We start from the raw sequence: 17,175 nt of genomic DNA, 5'->3' as shown, positions 1-17,175 counted from the left end.
TACCCTGGCCCTGACAGGTTTACAAGGGCTGACGTGGTTCCCCAGGCTATTTGTCCAAGACATTCACCAGGGTCAGACCTGTCCTCCCCCCGGATAGATTCATCCTGAACCAAATGCGCAGGATCCTGCGCAAACAGTTTTCGTACTCCTCCCGTGACCAGCCCGCTTGGGCAAGGGTATCCTGACCCCTGGCCCCAAGGAATCTTCAACACGAGGCAGGAGTAATGACTACGATTTCACCACAAGCTGAATCTATTGCGGTCACGAACTTCAGAGCTGCTTTGGCTGACGACTTATCTTATACGACGATTAACCGAGTTGTCATGGCAATACGGACAGCAAGTCCAAACTCAAGTCTCATAAGATTTTCAGATATGCGGTCAGTTCTCGAAGAAGACTTCTCAAAGAAGACCATTGACAGGGTGATTATGTCGCTGAAGTGCTTTCGTCCCCAAGCAGATAACTAGACTTTGGCCCTTCCTAGTTGCTGACCATCGACTCCCGACAAAATCCATGAGGAATAATTCATGAGCGATGAATCTTGGCCCATCATATTCAGCTATACTCGCGCCCAAGCCATTGAGGACGGCGTCCTGATCGACGTCACCACCGAAGCGAAAGAGTGTGGATTTAAGCTGCCTGTCGCAATTGGCGACAATTTGTTTCAGCAGTACGTCATTCCGCCCAGTGGACTCGGGGGAGAGGGACAGTCAATGGAAGGCAGGCTCCATGACCTCCTGGCGCTGTCCATGGTCGCTGCCAGGAAAGGCTTGTCTCAGGATCGCGTTGAGTTCGACGTGCTTTTTCTCATGAAGCCTGGACAGCGGGCAACCGTCCGATGCGTCATTTGTCGGCGACCGCCCCAATGAGTCCATTTGATGATCACCTAATGGAGCCACGGAGTGCTCGCCTAATGGAGCCATTTGATGATCAGGCAATGGAGCCATTCCGTGATCACCTAATGGAGCCAATTCAGCTGTAGGCGACCGGGTTTCGGACCTTCGAGACGCCGCGTACTCCTTCCCCGATTCACAAAGGGGAGGAGCGCGGGATGTCCAATCGGAGGTTCGAGATGTACGAGTATCGTCATGCCCTTGTTCGGATGCGCCTTGGCGAGTCCGACAGGCAGATCACAAAGACCGGACTGATGGGGCGCAGAAAACTGGCCCACGTCCGTCTGACCGCCGAGTCGCAGGGCTGGCTCAATCCTGCGGCGTCCTTACCCACTGACGCGGCCTTGTCATCGTTCTTTGCAGGCCGGGCAACGAATCAGCCGTCCACATCCAGCATCATCCCCTTCCAAGACGACGTCCGGGACTGGGTCAAACAGGGCATCGCCGGCTGTACTATTCACCAAGCCCTGATTCGCAAGTACGGTTTCACGGGCGCGTATTCCAGCGTCAGGCGCTTCATCGCCAAGATAAAGGAAGTCACTCCGGTGGCTACTGTGATGCTGGATTTTGCTCCAGGCGATGCGGTGCAGGTGGATTTTGGTGCCGGCCCCGAGATTACTGACGCTTTTACGGGTGAAGTTATCAAGACGCATTTCTTCGTGATGACACTGGCTTGGAGCCGACATCAGTACGCGGAGATCGTGCGTGACCAAAAGATCGAGACTTGGCTTGGCTGTCACCGCCGGGCCTTCGAGTTTTTCGGCGGCGTCCCGGCCAGGGTCATCATCGACAATCCCAAATGCGCCATCACCAAGGCCTGCTACCACGATCCCGAGGTGCAGCGATCCTATGCCGCCTTCGCCGAGGGTTGCGACTTTCTGGTTTCACCTTGCCCACCACGCGATCCACAGAAAAAAGGCCGAGTGGAATCCGGCGTCAAGTATATCAAGAACAACTTCATGCCGTTACGTGACTTCCGCAGCCTGCGGGATGCCAATGAGCAGTTGCGAGACTGGGTCATGGGAATAGCTGGCAACCGCATCCATGGGACCACCAAGGAGCAACCCTTGGCGCTGTTTGCCGAGACGGAAAAGCACATTCTACGCCCTCTGCCGGACGTGCCGTTGGAGCTGGCCGTCTGGGCCAAGGTGAAGCTGCACGGCAACTGCCACGTTGAGTTCCGCCGCTGCTACTACTCCGCTCCGCACCGTCTGGTGCGTCAAACCCTGTGGCTGCGCGCCACGGAAACAACCGTCCAGATCTTCCACGACAACGAACTGGTCGCCATCCACTCTCGGCTGTCACGGCCGGGGAGCAAAGCCACTGTCCAGGAGCATCAGCCGCCTGAAGCCCAAGCCTACATCATGCACGATCCGCAATGGTGTCTGGCCCAGGCTGAGAAGGTCGGCCTGGCCTGTCGGGAATGCATCGACGCGCTGTTTGCCCACAAGGTCCTGGACAATCTCCGGGCCGCCCAAGGAACACTCCAGCTCAAGAAGAAGTATGGAGCTAAACGCCTGGAAGCCGCCTGCCGCCGCGCCATGGACCATCACGATCCCCGCTACAACACCGTCAAACGTATCCTGGAAAAAGGCCTGGATGTCCTGCCGCGTCCCGTTTTCCATGAGGAGGTGAAAGAGGTCTACAGAGGAAAGTCGAAATATTGCCGTGAATTGCGAGGAATACTACAATGAAGAGGAGGAACTCATGAACCCTATGCCAGCGCTCGAACCCGCGCTCAAGCAACTCCGTCTCTCCGGCATCCTGGATTCCATGGAGGTCCGCAACAAACAAGCCATCGAGGACGGCCTGTCACACGTGGAGTTCCTGGCCATGCTGATCCAGGACGAGGTGGCCCGCCGGGAACAGAAGAAGTTCTCACTGCGTGTCCGCCGTGCCGGTTTTCGCAGCGAAAAGACCTTGGAAAGCTTCGACTTCAGCTACAATCCGTCCGTCAATAAGGCGCTGATCCTGGACTTGGCCACCTGCCGCTTTCTGGAGGAAAAGGCCCCGGTGCTCATCGTCGGTCCCTGCGGCACTGGCAAGAGCCATACCGCCCAGGCCCTTGGCCATGCCGCCGCCAGAAACGGCTACGAGGTGCTCTTTACGCCTATCGGCAAGCTCCTGGGGATGCTCCAAGCGGCTAAGGCGACCAACACCTATGACAGAAAATTGTCCACCCTGGCCAAGACGGACCTGCTCATCATCGACGACTTCGGTTTGAAACCCTTTAAATCCTCTGAGGATGAGGATTTTCACGACCTGATCGCCGAGCGCTATGAGCGCTGCGCAACGGTCATCACCAGCAACCTGGACTTCGCCGAATGGGGGGAGGCTTTCAACAATAAACTGCTGGGGGCGGCGACCTTGGACCGGATTAGGCATGGAGCCTACAAGGTCATTCTTGAAGGAAGGAGCTATCGAAGCTCCCGAGAGGAAGCGGCGCTCAAAAACCTCATTGCCGGTGCGGAGGAAAACACCTAACTTTTCGATGCGTCCGAACCCCGGAATCGCCACCCAAGGTGGCTCCATTAGGGGTGAACATCGCTGGCTCCATTAGGGCGGTCAATGACACTTGGGGTTGATGATGCGATTGAGGTTGTTCGAGGTGGATCATCTTGCCAGGATTAGGGGCATGCCTCCACACGGTGGTCCTCCAGCAGGTGGTGCTCCACGGCGCAGTGGGCCGCCTGATTCCAGCAACAATAATCTTTCCCCTTTTACCCGTGACCAGCCCCCTGGCCCAGGATATCCTTCTGGCAAATTCCTCAATGCCACCAGGAGGCCGCCAAATGGACTTGGGAGATGACCAGTTACTCGAGTTGAAGGATGCGATTGTGAACGCCTTCCGTCCCGTGGAAAACTTGTTCCATATTTGTAGCCATTTATCCGTTGACGAGGGCGGCGAGACGGCTCGGCTCTGCTCGGAAATCGGTTTGGAACTTGCCCGGAGCTTTCGAGTCAAGCTTGATGCCGCTCTAGAAAGATTGACGGCCGAGACACGCCGGTCCTGAGGTCGGGATCGGCCCAGCATACTCATTTGCCACCTTCGCCGACCACTGGTTTCGACTGTAACGCACTTATTTCATACGAAATAACGCTGAAATATGTGCGTGGCAATCTGCATCACCCCCGCCAATGCCGAAAGACTCTCCACCGCCAGTACAAACAATGCCCGCAGGAACGCTCATGAGCAAGGCACCAGTTCACTCCAGTGCTGTTGCTCAAGTTAAAATTTGATTTTCCACGTTTTGCCGTCAGTGTTTTCATAACAGGCAGTGCCAAATCTGAATTTAATACTCTTAGCTAAATAATTACCAAGAAGGGGCAGCCTTTCTTGAAGCATCTTGACACATCGTCTTATTGCCTTTTCTACTGCTTCTGCACTGACTATCGAGGCATCACTGCTTCTAATATTTTTCTTTTTATTTTCTTCCAAGATGTTTTTCAAGAAGTACTCATCTCTGAACTTTTCAAGTGAAATATTCTTTTTGCCGACATACTTTGCGAACTTTTCTAACATACCCTCAATCTTCCCGTATTTTTCAAAAAATTCGAGGCCACTTTCCTCAATATTTTCGATTTGTTGGGTCAACGCCTTGTATGCCGCAACAATATCATTGCCATGCGGTATGTTTTCAAAACCCCTCGATTTCGATTCGTCTATTGAAAATCCATCGCCGCTTTTTGCTAAATCTAAAATACTCTCTTTGTTGAGATCATCAACCCCTCCGAACCCATTAGGCTTCATAGCATTGTTGGACAAGTGTCTCAAGTCTACCCGCCGACCTGGGTTAATTATTACCGTAGCAAGCTGAATGAGTCCACTTTTATCACCTATACCTATACTATTGCCTTCAAATGTAATATTCCATGCGTTTTTTTCAGCATCAAACTCGAATGAATTGCCAACACCATATTCAAACGTATATTTATTGCTTTCAAACCATCCATCGATGTCCGCGACCAGTCTGCTCAACTATTTGATGCACTCTTCCTTGCATTTTATATCGTCATCGCTGGAGGAGATGAAGTCTTGCCAAGATTCAAGGAAAGCCAGAGCTTCATTTTCAATCGCAACAACAATCTCAGTCGCCCTCTCTAGATAAACGTCACCGGTATCTTGATTCGCAGGGGCAGAATTCAATTCGCCGAGGACAGATTCAAGCTTCCGGCGCAAGCGGATATGGTCATGTTCTAGCACAAGTTCGCCACCTCAGGGTTCTGGGGCGAGATGCTAAATATGAAATTCAACGCGAGTCAATACCTCGTGCGAGGCCAACTTCGTTCGGAATTTTCAGTCCAGCTGCTGGTTGGCAGCTATCATCGTTTAAAGACTGCCACCTCCCTCTCACCGAACCACCCTTTCAGGTGGGCCGCCATGATGAGACTACGCTACTCTCCGATGGCCATCTGGGCCTTGGCACGGCAGTTGAAAAATAGACACCCGTCCGGAATCTCTCCTGCGAATTTTTTTTGACAGAAAATTTTATTTTTATATTCTAGTATATTATGCAAATAAATAAACACCGTCCTGCACTTTCCACCCGCCACATTACCCTTTGTCCGGCCGGGACAATTTTTGTCCCCCTGACCTTAATGCGAGGGAGAAAACCTGCGATGGGCAAGGCCTCCTGAACCACTGGCTGGTCAACAAGACGAAAAGGCTCCAGGGGACGGCCGCTCCAGCCCGCGATTGGCAGAGGCAACGATATAAAAACTCTAGCACCTTAAAAAGGAGACATCATCATGTGTACCACCAACGCAACTAGAAAGGAAAACGTTTTAGAAATTGACTTTAACCAGGGGCTTGCATTTGCCCTGGCAGAAGTTGTGCACGGGTATGTCGCCGCGATGAAGCTCCCTGTTGACGCAGCCCTCTCCATTAACATGACGGTAGTGATTGATGCTGGGCATTACGACGTTAGTAATGGCGACGCCTTCGGTGAAATCTACGGCGCGATGGATGTCAACCTCCAGCTTTAGTCTTGGCAGCGGGCGCCGCAACCTTAACATTTTACAATGGGGAAGTTATGGAATCGCGTGAATATCTTATGAAAAAGGCCAAGTTCTCTTCAACGGTTGACTTTGGCATGGGTCTGAAGTTCGTTTTGGCCGAAATCGTTCACCATTACATTGCGCGGCACTATATCCGCAAGGGAGCTCCTATTCGTTTGACTCTTGATGTTCCGCTGGATGAAGCCCTCTTCGACATCGATGACCTCGACGCCTTTTATAGACTCTACGAGGCCATGAAAGTTGAGATTTAGTTCAGGCCGAGACATGTGGAGCGGGGCTCGCCAGCGCCACCTCCAAAGCCGCCCCCGACAACTTAGAAACTATGGTGACTTTATGAAAACGCTCCTCGAACTCGCCGCCGATACGCAGGCCGCACTCGATACAGTAAAGAATAAATGTTCTCCGAAAGACCACGAAAACTGCCGCCGCTGCTGGGACCTCGAAACTGAACTTGAACGCCTGATGCGCCTCTACCACGAGTGCACCGGCACGAATTAACTAAACTTGTAACCAGGGGCACCTTCTTCGCCGGAGGGTGCCCCTTTTTTGATTTCACAACAAGGCACGGCGGCAAGGCCATTGACCAAATAAAAACATGCGAGCCGAGGCCCCATCCACTTCCCAAAACGACAGGGGATGGGGGAAAAATAGCCGGCGTCAACGGGCTCCCAAATAGCCTTCGCGGCCGGCCGTGCACTTATGCCGCTCGCTACCACAGGCAGAGAAACGGCTACACGACTGGAGAGCTTGGCGCAGCAATTCCGACCGGGCAGACGACCAATATTTGCCAAATTGGGCTTGCCTTTTTTGTCCACCGAATTTAATTTCACTTGAAACGACTTTCGCAAGGAGGTGGGCCGGACCCAACTGGACGAAGACTGTCGCCGAAGCTGATACCGTACCGATTTTCTCCTCTCCTATCTGCACCAGCCCCTGAATCCTCACAAGTAGTCCCGCAAAGCAGGCCAATACACGTTGGCTGAGGATTTTCTTTGGGAACTGGTTCCGCTTGCGCCCTGAACGCGCAGCCGAAGCCGCAGACATGGAGTTTTTTATGAACGGTCAGGCAGGGCCTCTCAACGAGGCCGTTTACGGGTACTACTCGCTTCAAATTGGTGACCATCCGCCGGATGGCTGGTTCGTCCTCTGGACCAAGGCACAAGGCATTTTCCCGTTCCATGCCACGGACATCACCGGCATGGCCTATAAGATCGGCGAGTTGCAGCAGCAGACTGACGTCTACGTGGGCATGGCTCTCCAGAAGACGAAACCCGAACCTGGAAAGCGCGGTACCGGCGCAAACACGGCCGCCATCTGCGGGGTTTGGATAGAGATCGACTGCCAGGAAGGGGTCCACAAGGAAAAGACCGAGAATCTCCCGACGAAGGAACAGGCCCTCGGCATCCTGAAAGGGCTTCCCGTCATTCCCACGGTCATCATGGACAGCGGCGGCGGCTACCACGCGCATTGGTGGCTCGACGCACCCCTGGTTTTCACCACGGACGACGAACGACAGCATGGACAAGATTTGGTCCGGCGCTTCCAGCAGGCCGTGGCCCACGTTTTCCATCAGCAGGGCTTTAAGGTCGACACCACCTCGGACCTTGCCCGGGTCCTGCGCCCGCCCCATACCTTCAACCACAAGTCCGGTCAGCCTGTCATGGTGACGGTCGACCATTATGACGCCAGCTTGCGGTACCGCGTTGACTATCTCGACGCATGCTGCCCACCTGCCACACCACCAATCCCGACTTCGGTTCTGCCGATGCCCACAACTCCGTCTGCGGGGCCTTCTGGCGGCCAGGAACTTGTCCAGTATCCGCCGGTAGAGCTTCAGCCCATCATCGACGGGTGCGCGTGGCTTCGGCACTGTCGAGATGATGCCGCGACCCTGCCGGAACCGGAGTGGTTCGCCGCACTTTCCATTGTTGTCCGGTGCGTCAACGGAGAGCAACAGGCCCACGCATTGAGTTCGTCCTACCCCGGCTATTCGGCCGTCGAAACTGACGGGAAAATCCGTCATGCACAGGCTGGCGGTCCTCGGACATGCGCTAACATCCAGGGAAGCCTGAATGCCGCGGCCTACTGCGCCACCTGCCCCCACCTCTCGAATGGATCGAGTCCCATCACCTTGGGCTTCCTCAAGACCAGCATAGCGCAGGGAGCCGGGTTCAACATGACCGACGCCGGCAACATGGATATCTTCGCGAAAGCAAACGCTGCTGATACCCGGTATGTCTGGGTCTGGCAGCTCTGGTTTCTTTTTGACGACGTGCGCTGGCAGGAAGACAAGGTGGGTAGCATCTACCAGAAAGCGATTGCCACCCTGCGGGATTTGGCCGATCAGGCCAAGCAGCTCCTGCCACCCAAGACAGCTGGTTACATCATCGAACATACTCTGAGCAGCGAATCCCGTGCGAGCCTTGGAAACATGTTGGCTCTGGCCAAATCCCATCCCGCGTTGGCTGCCGTGCCGGAGATGTTCGATGCCGACCCCTGGCTGCTGAATTTGCCGAATGGGACCATGGACCTGAAGCAGCAGACATTTCGTTCGCATGCCCGGGAAGACATGCTGACCAAGGTGGCCGGTGTCGCGTACGATCCGACGTCGACCTGCCCTCTGTGGCTGGCATTTCTCGTCACGATCATGGCAGGGAATCAGGCCTTGATCGGCTTCCTCCAGCGCTTCGCCGGGTATACGCTGGTCGGTGAAGTCAGCGAGCAAAGTCTGATTCTGCTTTATGGAACAGGGGCGAACGGGAAAAGCGTCTTCCTCGAGATTTTGCGCTTTGTGCTTGGGGAATACGCCATGCAGGCGGACTTCACTACCTTCACGGCCACCAAGGGACAAAACGTTCGCAACGATATTGCCCGGCTGGTCGGCGCTCGTTTCGTGACGGCCGTGGAGTCCGAGTACGGGACACCACTTGCAGAAGCGGTCATCAAGCAGGTGACGGGCGGCGAGCCGATTGTGGCCCGCTTTCTGTTCAAGGAGTTCTTCCAGTTTTACCCGCAGTTCACGCTCTGGCTGGCCTCCAACCACAAGCCGATCATCAAAGGTGGTGACCACGGCATCTGGCGTCGCATCAAGCTCGTACCTTTCGCAGTGACGATCCCTCCCGAGCAGCAGGACTCTGACCTGCCCAGCAAGCTCAAGGCTGAAGCGCCCGGCATCTTAAACTGGATGTTGGAGGGCAGCCGCGAGTGGCAGCGCCAAGGGCTTAATCCGCCGGCCGAGGTCATGGCGGCCGTGTCCGAGTACAGGGGCGAAATGGACCTGCTCGCTGAATTCCTTGACGAGAAATGTGTCCTCGGCCTGGGCGAGAAGGTCAAGGCCAAGGACCTCTACAAGGCCTACCGCGAGTTTTGCGAGGCCGAAGGGGAGTTCGTCTTGGGCAAAAAACGCTTCGCAGACCTGCTGCTCCAGCGCGGTTTCCGCAAGGCCAAAATCGGCGACATGATCTGGTCTGGCCTCGGCCTGAAGCAGTCCACTGCGCCGGCCGAGCCTCCGTTTGGACCTGCGGGTGGATGGGGGTCTTTCCGCTAATTGTCGCGCCTCCGGGGTCGCCGCCGTGGTGGCCCCGGAAAAACGGAAAATCGGAAAGAAATTTCAGAGGTGATTTCTGGGGAGGTCGCCCCCACGACGATGTCCCAGGTCGACGGCTCCTTGGTCGCCGTTAATGATGTAGAGGTAGGCCGAGGCAGAGTATCATGATGAGGACACTGCCCAAAAATTTGCTCCTCAAACTTTTTCCGTTTTTCCGTTTTTCCACCCCTCCCAGGGCCGATCGCATCCTGGCCCCCGGGAGTGTAGGTTCAGCACGCCGCAGGTTCGGGGCAACTTTCGATGCACAAACATTATTCAAATCATATCTCTACTTACATGACAGTCGAAAAACGACCTATTCGATGCTATGTATATTCAAACTTTCCGATAGATATTTATGAACGACAATATTTTGCTATATTTTCAACAAATTCGTGACAAGTTATTTTGTAACATTTGGCAATACCAGTCCATAAGTTGGTCGTGTGTGCCTTGAAGTCTCGACAGTCCAGTTCCGATGTTGTTCGGATGGATTTGCTACCCAAGCAAAACCAAGGCTAAAAAAACCTCACCTTCTCCGTGAATATCACACTGCGTCGTCCTCATCGAACGCGGATGCCGGAGAAGTGCGTACTCGTCACGGAGCGATCCGGGCGGGGGAGTTGCTGATGCCGAAGCACTGGCCCGTTTTCCACCGGATTAGACCGCTGGCCCATACGTCGGACGAGAACCCGGCCGTTTGAAGTCCGTGGCTCACAAGCCTCAAGGGACGCCACCGAAGGGAATGGTGCGAACCCTGACGTATGCGGCGATTAGGTGCGGGACGGCGCTGACGTGACTGTCGATATGACCAAGGGAAGTCTCTTTGTCTTGCTCTTATAGTAAGACGCAAAGGCGTGAGGGCCTGAGACATCGAGATGGCTGCGTATCCGTAAGGGATACACCGGAGTGACGCTTCGAAGTGCTAAAAGCTTACAAATAAAACAGATTACGAACTTTTTGACCAAATCATATAGTCAAAAAATAGTTCAAAAATCTCCGCACTCGCGGAAAATATACCATCTTTAGTGCTTTCACCAGAAAAGTACACCTCAAATGCGTCACTCCGGCGTCGCTGGATGCGGGAAAACCGCCTGTCCAGTGGCAAACGGGGGTCGGAACTGGCAACAGTCCTGGCCTATCGTAAGGCCTCATCGCCGTCGCTCCTACTGGGGCCTCGGCAATGTGGCTGGGACTGTTTCTACAGGGATTCTCCGGCTTCGGCTGGAGCAATCCCTTTTTCTTTTTTCGTAGCCGCGCCGGCGTCAGGGACCGTGACCACTTCGGCCAAGCCAGGGTATTCTCCCCGTATTTACCCTTTAAATACTGGAGGATGCCAACATGGACGAATTCAATCTGATCTATTCCTACAGCCGTGCCCAGGCCATTGAAGACGGCGTTTTAATCGACGTGACCACCCAGGCGAAGGAAGCCGGATTCAAATTCCACACCGTCGTTACCGACAACCTTTTCCATTCTTACATCCAACCGCCGGCTGGCCTGGAAGGCGAGGGGCAAAGCAGTTCCGGGCGGCTCCACGATCTCTTCATGGTCCTTCGAACGGCCATCCTCGGCAAATCCGCTACGGATTACCTCGAACTTGACGTCCTTTTCCTGATGGCACCCGGTCGCCACGAACGTGTTCGGACCATCGCCGTCGTCGGTCCTGGTGATCACGGTGAACCGGTCATGACCATCATGCTGCCGGGCGACGATTAACTCGGCTGGTCCTATGGGCGGGGTATTCTCCTGTACAGGGCAGCGGTCACCATTTCCAAAATAATAGCGAGGGCCAGGCTCCCTTTTGGGGGTGCCCTCTTCCCGGATCCATTTTGGGGACGCCCTTCCCAAGCCCCCGGAGCCCCCTATACCCCCCATCCCTGGGGTTTTGGGGGCTTCCCCGGGGTTTTCTATCCCCCAGACCCAAAAGCCCCGGAAATCGCAGTTCCGGCCCAAAGCCGCTTTTTCAGGGAGAATAAGTTCGCTGACACATGGTCCAAACAGCTGATTTTACATGAAAAACGCATTATTTATGCGCATTTTGACAGAATTATGCCGTAATTACAGATATTTAATACAAAACAACTACAAAAGGAGTTCACCATGGCAAAGAAGCCCGAAACCACCGAGACTGAATCCACAAGAATCGAATCTCGGTATCAACCAGGCCTACTGCGTCAGTGCATCTCCGAGAACCTCTCGGCAGACTCCATGATGGAACGTGTTGGCATCCTGCACAAGCAAACCTTGCGAAAGCATTTACTGCGACTCATGGCAGAGGACAAGACCTTCTACGACATTGAAGGCCTCTTCCTGCGGGGCAACAACCTTCCCAAGGTAAACCCCAAGGGGAGGGTGACGCTTAACCTGCGCGGCATCATCATCGCCGGCCAGGAGGTACGCGAAGGCGACCTCTTTCAAATCCAGATCGAGGAAGACCGCATTGTCCTCACCCGAGGATAACCCACAACCGAGGGGTCCGGCCGTAAGGCTTGGCCCCTTCTCTCTTTCGGGGCATCCCGCCGCCGGCGAGCCCGATACAAATGATGCCATTTCCAAAGCCGCTTTCTAACCAAGAAGCGGCATTGACCCAGGATTTTCCCAAAAGGCTTTAAGCTTCAACGAGATACCTGGGTTTGTGCCGCCGGCCAAGCTCCCAGTGCTATTTTCAAAGATCGGTTTGATCCTTTCCCCAAGAAAAACATGCTTTCCAGGAGGTTGAAGCCATGAAGGTCCAGCCCATTACCGACTTGCGCCATGTGCGAAGCATCAAGAGACTTTTGGTCGACAGCCCGAGGGACAAGCTCCTGTTTGTCATGGGCGTCAACTCCGGCTTGCGGGTCCAGGACCTGCTGGCTCTCCATGTCTCTGAAATGCGCGGACTGAAGCTCGGTGACCGCATCTCCATCCAGGAGAAGAAGACCGGCAAGCCAAACGTGCTCATCGCAAACAAGGAGATTCTGGCAGTCCTGGAGGAGTACCTCGCCATCGCCCAGCCCGAGGACAGGCACTACCTGTTCAAAAGCCGCAAGACGGCGAACTCGCCCCTGACAACCCTGTCCGTCACCAAGAAGGTGAAGGCCTGGGCCGCCGCCATCAACCTCAAAGGAAACTTTGGAGCGCATACTCTGCGCAAGACCTGGACCTACCACCAGCGCCGTGAATTCGGCGTCTCCTGGGAGGTTCTGGCCAAGCGGCTGAACCATTCCAGCCCATCCGTCACCCGCCGATATCTCGGCATCCAGGACGAGGAGGTGGAGCAGGTGCTCATGAATACCTTGTAAGCCAAGGGGGCCAAAGCCCCCTTTTTTCGTCACCGACCTCGGGAGTTTCGACACCATCGTTGATTCAGTAACTCTACACGCAAAAAAAACGAAGGAGAATGACTGAGCAAGAAACGAGGCAAATAAGCGTAGTAAAAATACGACAGAGAAGAATTTTTCGATGTACAATTGCTTTTTTTCTCGGGTGTGGCAAACCCAAAGTGGGACAAGGCCGATATAGTTCCCCGGAGGCTCGCCATGCTACTTGCTGAAAATCTTGGCAACCCGCTCACGCCACAGGAGCTCGCCCGCATCCTTGGCGTATGCACCAATACCGTCCGCAAATACTACACTCGCTGGGGTGGTGTCGAGATCGCCCCAGGAAAAATCCGGTTTTTCGAGAACCGCGTGAAGGAGGCTCTCCATGCCAACACTCGTGAAGAAATTCAACCCGCCCCGGTGGCGGGCAGTCGTGACCGTCAACGGAAATCGCAAGGAAAAACAGTACCCGGACGGGTCGGAAAAGAGCCGTCGTGCCGCCGAACGTTGGGAGGAGGCCCAACGGAAAGCACTCAAGACGCCGGAGCCGACCGTCACGGACTCGCCGACCTTGCTTAACTTGTCGAATTCATTCTTGGATTTTGTCAAGGAGCGGCAGAGTCGTCAGACCTACGTGGAGAAACTGGCCGTGATGACCCGGACCATCAAACGGTTTGGCCGAGACACCGAGATCGCGGACATCCAGGTGGCCGACGCCATGAAATTCCTGAGCGACCAAAACCGGAACCGCTCCGGCTACGCCGCCAACAAGGAACGCAAGGTGCTGGTCACGGCCTGGGGCTGGGGCAAGAAGTACATGCCCGGCTTCCCGGACGGCCCCTGTCCGTTCCAGGTCGTTGACCGTTTCCCGGAGCAGCGGCAGCCCAGATATGTGCCCCCGGAAGACGACTTCTGGGCGGTCGACGGGGTCGCTGAGGGACAGGATCGTGTCATGCTGCTGACGTTCTTATTCCTGGCCGCCCGGCGGGGTGAAATCTTCCGACTGAAGTGGTCGGACATCGACTTTGCCGGCAACACCGTGACGCTGTGGACACGAAAGCGCGCTGGCGGTGACCTGGAGGCCGACCCCGTTCCCATGGTTGGCCGGCTCAAGCAAATCCTCCTGGCTTGGTGGGAACACCGCCCGATCAAGTCAGAGTTCGTCTTCGTCAACCTCGACGAGACGCCGTTTTGCAAGCAGTACCTGGGCCTGCCCTTCACCAACCGGCAGCATCTCATGGAACGCCTCTGCAAAAAGGCCGGCGTCCGTGAGTTTGGCTTCCACGCGATCCGCCACCTGACCGCCAGCATCATGTACCGCGAGGGACAGCCGGTGGCCGTCATCCAGGCGGTGCTGCGCCACAAGTCGCCCCAGACGACGACCAAATACCTGCAAAGCCTTGGCCTTAAGCAGACTCAGGAGGCCATGGAGGCGGTCATGGGCAACCGTGGACCAGGAAAGGTGACGCCGATCAAGCCGGCCGTCGAAGCCCAAGGATGAGCATTTCCGTAAACCTTTAACCGTGGAGGCTATTATGAACGTGTCTTCAAAAAATCAATTCGAAATGGAGTTGTCCAAGTCCTTGCTGGAGATGGCATCAGCAGGCAGTGACAACTTCACCTACAACAAGGGGCGTGGAATTCTCCTGATCGGGCGTGGTGTCAACGCAGTTCGAAACAAGGCCATTCCAACTGACCGTGACGACGGGGGCAATGCTCCGGAGGTAAAAGAGCTTGAGTAGCCCGCAGCAGACGCTGACGAACAATGGGGGGCTTTACGCCCCCCGTTGTATCACAAGACGCCGGTCGATTTGACGCAGCAACAGAGGGCGGGATGTGGACTAGATGTGGACCAAAGAAAAAACGGCTTACGCTTTTGACGTAAACCGCTGAATTTCCTGGCGTCCCCAAGGGGATTTGAACCCCTGTTACCGGCGTGAAAGGCCGATGTCCTGGACCAGGCTAGACGATGGGGACGGAATTCTTAATCTTGGCTGGGGGACTAGGATTCGAACCTAGGTTGACGGAGTCAGAGTCCGTAGTCCTGCCGCTAGACGATCCCCCAGCAGGCTCAAGCTCAAGAGCGGATACTAATAGGCGGATTTCGCCGACCCGTCAAGAACTTTTTGCCGCTCCGGCAAATTCAGGACGCTTTGGCCAGGCGGCGCGTCCGCTTCTTCAGCTTGTTGATCTTGCGGCGCAGGATCTCTTTCGCCTTGCGCTCGCCTTCACCGGCGGTTTCCGCGCGCTTGGTGCGCAGATCACGCATCTTGCTCTTCATGGACAGGATCTTGGTCTTGTACGGGGTGGCCTTCACGCCCTCCTCGCCGCCGATGCCAAGGACTTCCTTGATCTGGACCAGGAGTTCGTCCTTGCCCAGGCCCGACGCGCCCGTAATCTGCGGAATCTGCTTGAGCACCAACTCGCGCAGTTCCTTGGCCGTCATTTTGTCCAAGGGCTTTTTCAGATCAAGCTGCAAACCTTCGCTCATAATCGCCTCCACGAAAATTTTTGTATCGCGCCGTCTTATGCCGCCCGGCCCGTCTTCTTGCGGCCGCCCCGGCTGGGCCGGCCCGACGGCTTCGGCCCGGTCTCGAAATATGCAACATACTTGGCGTAGCATCGCCCTACGGGCGTCGTCGGATCAAGCGCCCCAATCAGTCCGCCGAGGTGCTCCGGGCGCGTGGTCGGCGGCGTGGTGAAGCGTGGGGGCGCTGTCCGTAGCGCATCCAAGGAAACCCGGTCTCCTAGCAGATCGAACCGCACCCTGTCAAAGGCTTCCTGCCCCAGGGCGGCATTGACCAGCGATAAAATTTCCGGGGCCGCGAAATGCATCTCCTGCATGACCACCGGATCGTCCGCGCCAAGGATCAGGTCCCGGCGGCGGTGCCCAAGCGGCCGGACCAGCTCCGCCGTCTCCGGCCCAACGATTGTCACCCACCGCCGGCAGACTTCCACGAAGTTGCGGCGGTGGCGGGCTTCCTTTTCCGCCACGAAGCGGTCCAGGGACTCCGATAGCCTACGCAGCATGGCCCGCCCCGTCCGCCCGGGCGGCGGCCGGACAACAAGCCGGCCGCCGTGCCGGACGGTGCGGCATCAGATCTTGAGCGCCGTCTTGAGGTCGGCCACGGCGTCGGTGCGCTCCCAGGTGAACTCCGGGCGCTCCCGGCCGAAGTGGCCGTAGCACGAGGTCGGCTTGTAGATGGGGCGCTTGAGGTCCAGGCGCTTGGAGATGAAATACGGGCGCAGGTCGAAGACCTCGCGCACGGCCTTGGTGAGGGCCTCGTCCGGGATGTCGCTCGACCCCATAGAGGTGACGAGCACGGACAGGGGCTCGGCCACGCCGATGCAGTAGGCGATCTGGACTTCGCAACGGCTGGCCGCGCCGCTGGCCACGATGTTCTTGGCCACGTACCGGGCCATGTAGGCGCCGGAGCGGTCCACCTTGGACGGGTCCTTGCCCGAAAACGCGCCGCCGCCGTGGTTGCCCATGCCGCCGTAGGTGTCCTGGATGATCTTGCGCCCGGTCAGGCCGCAGTCGCCCATGGGGCCGCCGATGACGAACCGGCCGGTGGTGTTGATGTAGACCTTGGTGTTCTTGTCGACCAGGTTGGCAGGCAGGGTATGGAAGATGACTTCCTGGCGCACCGCGTCGGCCAGGTCCTGGTGGGCGATATTCTCGTCATGCTGGCAGGCCACGACCACGTTGTCGATGCGAACAGGCTTGCCGTCCACGTATTCGACAGCCACCTGGGTCTTGCCGTCGGGGCGCAGGAAATCGAGGACCTTGTTCTTGCGCACATACGACAGGCGGCGGGACAGCTTGTGGGCCCAGTAGATGGGGGCCGGCATGAGGGTCTCGGTCTCGTCGCAGGCGAAGCCGAACATCATGCCCTGGTCGCCGGCGCCCTGCTCCTCGGGCTTGGTCCGCACCACGCCCTGGGCGATGTCGGCCGACTGCTTGTCCACGGACGACACGACCGCGCAGGTTTCCCAGTCAAAGCCCATGGTCGAGCTGTTGTAACCGATCTCCTTGACCGTCTCGCGCACGATGGACGGAAAGTCGGCATAGGCCGAGGTGGTGATCTCTCCGGCGATGAAAGCCAGGCCGGTGGTGACCAGGGTCTCGCAGGCCACATGCGCTTCCGGGTCCTGGCTCAGGATGGCGTCCAGGATGCCGTCGGAAATCTGGTCCGCGACTTTGTCCGGGTGCCCTTCGGTCACGGATTCGGAGCTGAAAAGGTACCGGCCCTTGGCGTTGATCATATGTGGTATCCTCCCTGTGACAGCCGCTGGTATGCTGCGGCCGTGGCGAATCTACGAACTGTTTCAACCGTTGATTGAAAATTCGATCTGGTAGCTTGGCACTCGGAAA

18 protein-coding genes and 2 tRNA genes are annotated in these 17,175 nt (G+C 56.2%); 12 read left to right on the top strand and 8 right to left on the bottom strand.

Annotated features, from left to right (window positions below; genetic code table 11):
• The first annotated feature begins 527 nt into the window (after positions 1-527).
• The 3 genes from DFW101_RS14640 to istB all read left to right on the top strand — a co-directional run bounded on the left by DFW101_RS14640 (position 528) and on the right by istB (position 3,377).
• Complete coding sequence (locus DFW101_RS14640; protein ID WP_009182304.1) at positions 528-869, top strand: DUF6573 family protein; 342 nt, start codon at positions 528-530, stop codon at positions 867-869.
• Between the two features lie 203 nt (positions 870-1,072).
• Entirely contained in the window at positions 1,073-2,587 is a 1,515-nt protein-coding gene (gene istA / locus DFW101_RS14635; RefSeq protein ID WP_232285950.1) for an IS21 family transposase, read from the top strand.
• A gap of 13 nt (positions 2,588-2,600) precedes the next feature.
• A complete protein-coding gene (gene istB / locus DFW101_RS14630) occupies positions 2,601-3,377 on the top strand; it encodes an IS21-like element helper ATPase IstB (protein WP_009180350.1) in 777 nt (258 codons plus the stop codon).
• Positions 3,378-4,122: 745 nt separating this feature from the next.
• Here the strand turns inward: istB and DFW101_RS19590 are convergent.
• A complete protein-coding gene (locus tag DFW101_RS19590; RefSeq protein WP_157137658.1) occupies positions 4,123-4,872 on the bottom strand; it encodes a hypothetical protein in 750 nt (249 codons plus the stop codon).
• The gene (locus tag DFW101_RS19585; protein WP_157137657.1) at positions 4,873-5,097 is read right to left on the bottom strand and encodes a hypothetical protein; all 225 of its coding nucleotides are present in this window, start codon (positions 5,095-5,097) and stop codon (positions 4,873-4,875) included. It abuts the gene before it with no gap.
• A gap of 545 nt (positions 5,098-5,642) precedes the next feature.
• Here DFW101_RS19585 and DFW101_RS14620 point away from each other — a divergent pair.
• From DFW101_RS14620 to DFW101_RS14590, 7 genes are all read left to right on the top strand, one after another.
• A complete protein-coding gene (locus DFW101_RS14620) occupies positions 5,643-5,879 on the top strand; it encodes a hypothetical protein (protein WP_009182302.1) in 237 nt (78 codons plus the stop codon).
• 47 nt (positions 5,880-5,926) lie between these two features.
• Positions 5,927-6,163 carry a hypothetical protein gene (locus DFW101_RS14615; RefSeq protein WP_009182301.1) on the top strand — a complete coding sequence of 79 codons (237 nt, stop codon included), beginning with the start codon at positions 5,927-5,929 and terminating at the stop codon, positions 6,161-6,163.
• Positions 6,164-6,245: 82 nt separating this feature from the next.
• Entirely contained in the window at positions 6,246-6,410 is a 165-nt protein-coding gene (locus DFW101_RS19580; RefSeq protein ID WP_157137656.1) for a hypothetical protein, read from the top strand.
• Positions 6,411-6,954: 544 nt separating this feature from the next.
• Positions 6,955-9,459: a DNA primase family protein gene (locus tag DFW101_RS18705; RefSeq protein ID WP_083838494.1), complete on the top strand. Its 2,505-nt coding sequence runs from the start codon at positions 6,955-6,957 to the stop codon at positions 9,457-9,459.
• 1,380 nt (positions 9,460-10,839) lie between these two features.
• The gene (locus tag DFW101_RS14600) at positions 10,840-11,217 is read left to right on the top strand and encodes a DUF6573 family protein (RefSeq protein ID WP_009182298.1); all 378 of its coding nucleotides are present in this window, start codon (positions 10,840-10,842) and stop codon (positions 11,215-11,217) included.
• A gap of 384 nt (positions 11,218-11,601) precedes the next feature.
• Positions 11,602-11,961 (top strand): hypothetical protein, encoded by a 360-nt coding sequence (locus DFW101_RS14595; RefSeq protein WP_009182297.1) that lies wholly within the window; start codon positions 11,602-11,604, stop codon positions 11,959-11,961.
• Between the two features lie 263 nt (positions 11,962-12,224).
• A complete protein-coding gene (locus DFW101_RS14590; protein WP_009182296.1) occupies positions 12,225-12,782 on the top strand; it encodes a tyrosine-type recombinase/integrase in 558 nt (185 codons plus the stop codon).
• A 240-nt stretch (positions 12,783-13,022) separates the two neighbouring features.
• Here the strand turns inward: DFW101_RS14590 and DFW101_RS19575 are convergent, their stop codons facing one another.
• The gene (locus tag DFW101_RS19575) at positions 13,023-13,187 is read right to left on the bottom strand and encodes a hypothetical protein (protein ID WP_157137655.1); all 165 of its coding nucleotides are present in this window, start codon (positions 13,185-13,187) and stop codon (positions 13,023-13,025) included.
• Between DFW101_RS19575 and DFW101_RS14585 the strand changes: the two genes are divergently transcribed.
• Entirely contained in the window at positions 13,186-14,301 is a 1,116-nt protein-coding gene (locus tag DFW101_RS14585) for a tyrosine-type recombinase/integrase (protein WP_009182295.1), read from the top strand. The genes DFW101_RS19575 and DFW101_RS14585 overlap by 2 nt on opposite strands.
• A 34-nt stretch (positions 14,302-14,335) precedes the next feature.
• Positions 14,336-14,542 carry a hypothetical protein gene (locus DFW101_RS14580; RefSeq protein WP_009182294.1) on the top strand — a complete coding sequence of 69 codons (207 nt, stop codon included), beginning with the start codon at positions 14,336-14,338 and terminating at the stop codon, positions 14,540-14,542.
• 157 nt (positions 14,543-14,699) lie between these two features.
• On the opposite strand, the gene DFW101_RS14575 is transcribed toward DFW101_RS14580, so the two are convergent.
• The 5 genes from DFW101_RS14575 to metK form a co-directional block, all read right to left on the bottom strand.
• Positions 14,700-14,777, bottom strand: a tRNA-Glu gene (locus DFW101_RS14575).
• Between the two features lie 14 nt (positions 14,778-14,791).
• A tRNA-Gln gene (locus DFW101_RS14570) sits at positions 14,792-14,865 on the bottom strand.
• A 78-nt stretch (positions 14,866-14,943) separates the two neighbouring features.
• A complete protein-coding gene (locus DFW101_RS14565; protein WP_009182293.1) occupies positions 14,944-15,291 on the bottom strand; it encodes a hypothetical protein in 348 nt (115 codons plus the stop codon).
• Between the two features lie 35 nt (positions 15,292-15,326).
• The gene (locus tag DFW101_RS14560) at positions 15,327-15,830 is read right to left on the bottom strand and encodes a DciA family protein (RefSeq protein WP_009182292.1); all 504 of its coding nucleotides are present in this window, start codon (positions 15,828-15,830) and stop codon (positions 15,327-15,329) included.
• Between the two features lie 66 nt (positions 15,831-15,896).
• Complete coding sequence (gene metK / locus DFW101_RS14555; RefSeq protein ID WP_009182291.1) at positions 15,897-17,066, bottom strand: methionine adenosyltransferase; 1,170 nt, start codon at positions 17,064-17,066, stop codon at positions 15,897-15,899.
• Positions 17,067-17,175: the final 109 nt, after the last annotated feature.

The sequence above is a fragment of the Solidesulfovibrio carbinoliphilus subsp. oakridgensis genome (genome assembly GCF_000177215.2).
Lineage (GTDB): Bacteria > Desulfobacterota > Desulfovibrionia > Desulfovibrionales > Desulfovibrionaceae > Solidesulfovibrio > Solidesulfovibrio carbinoliphilus.
This window is presented reverse-complemented; position numbering and strand designations above follow the sequence as displayed.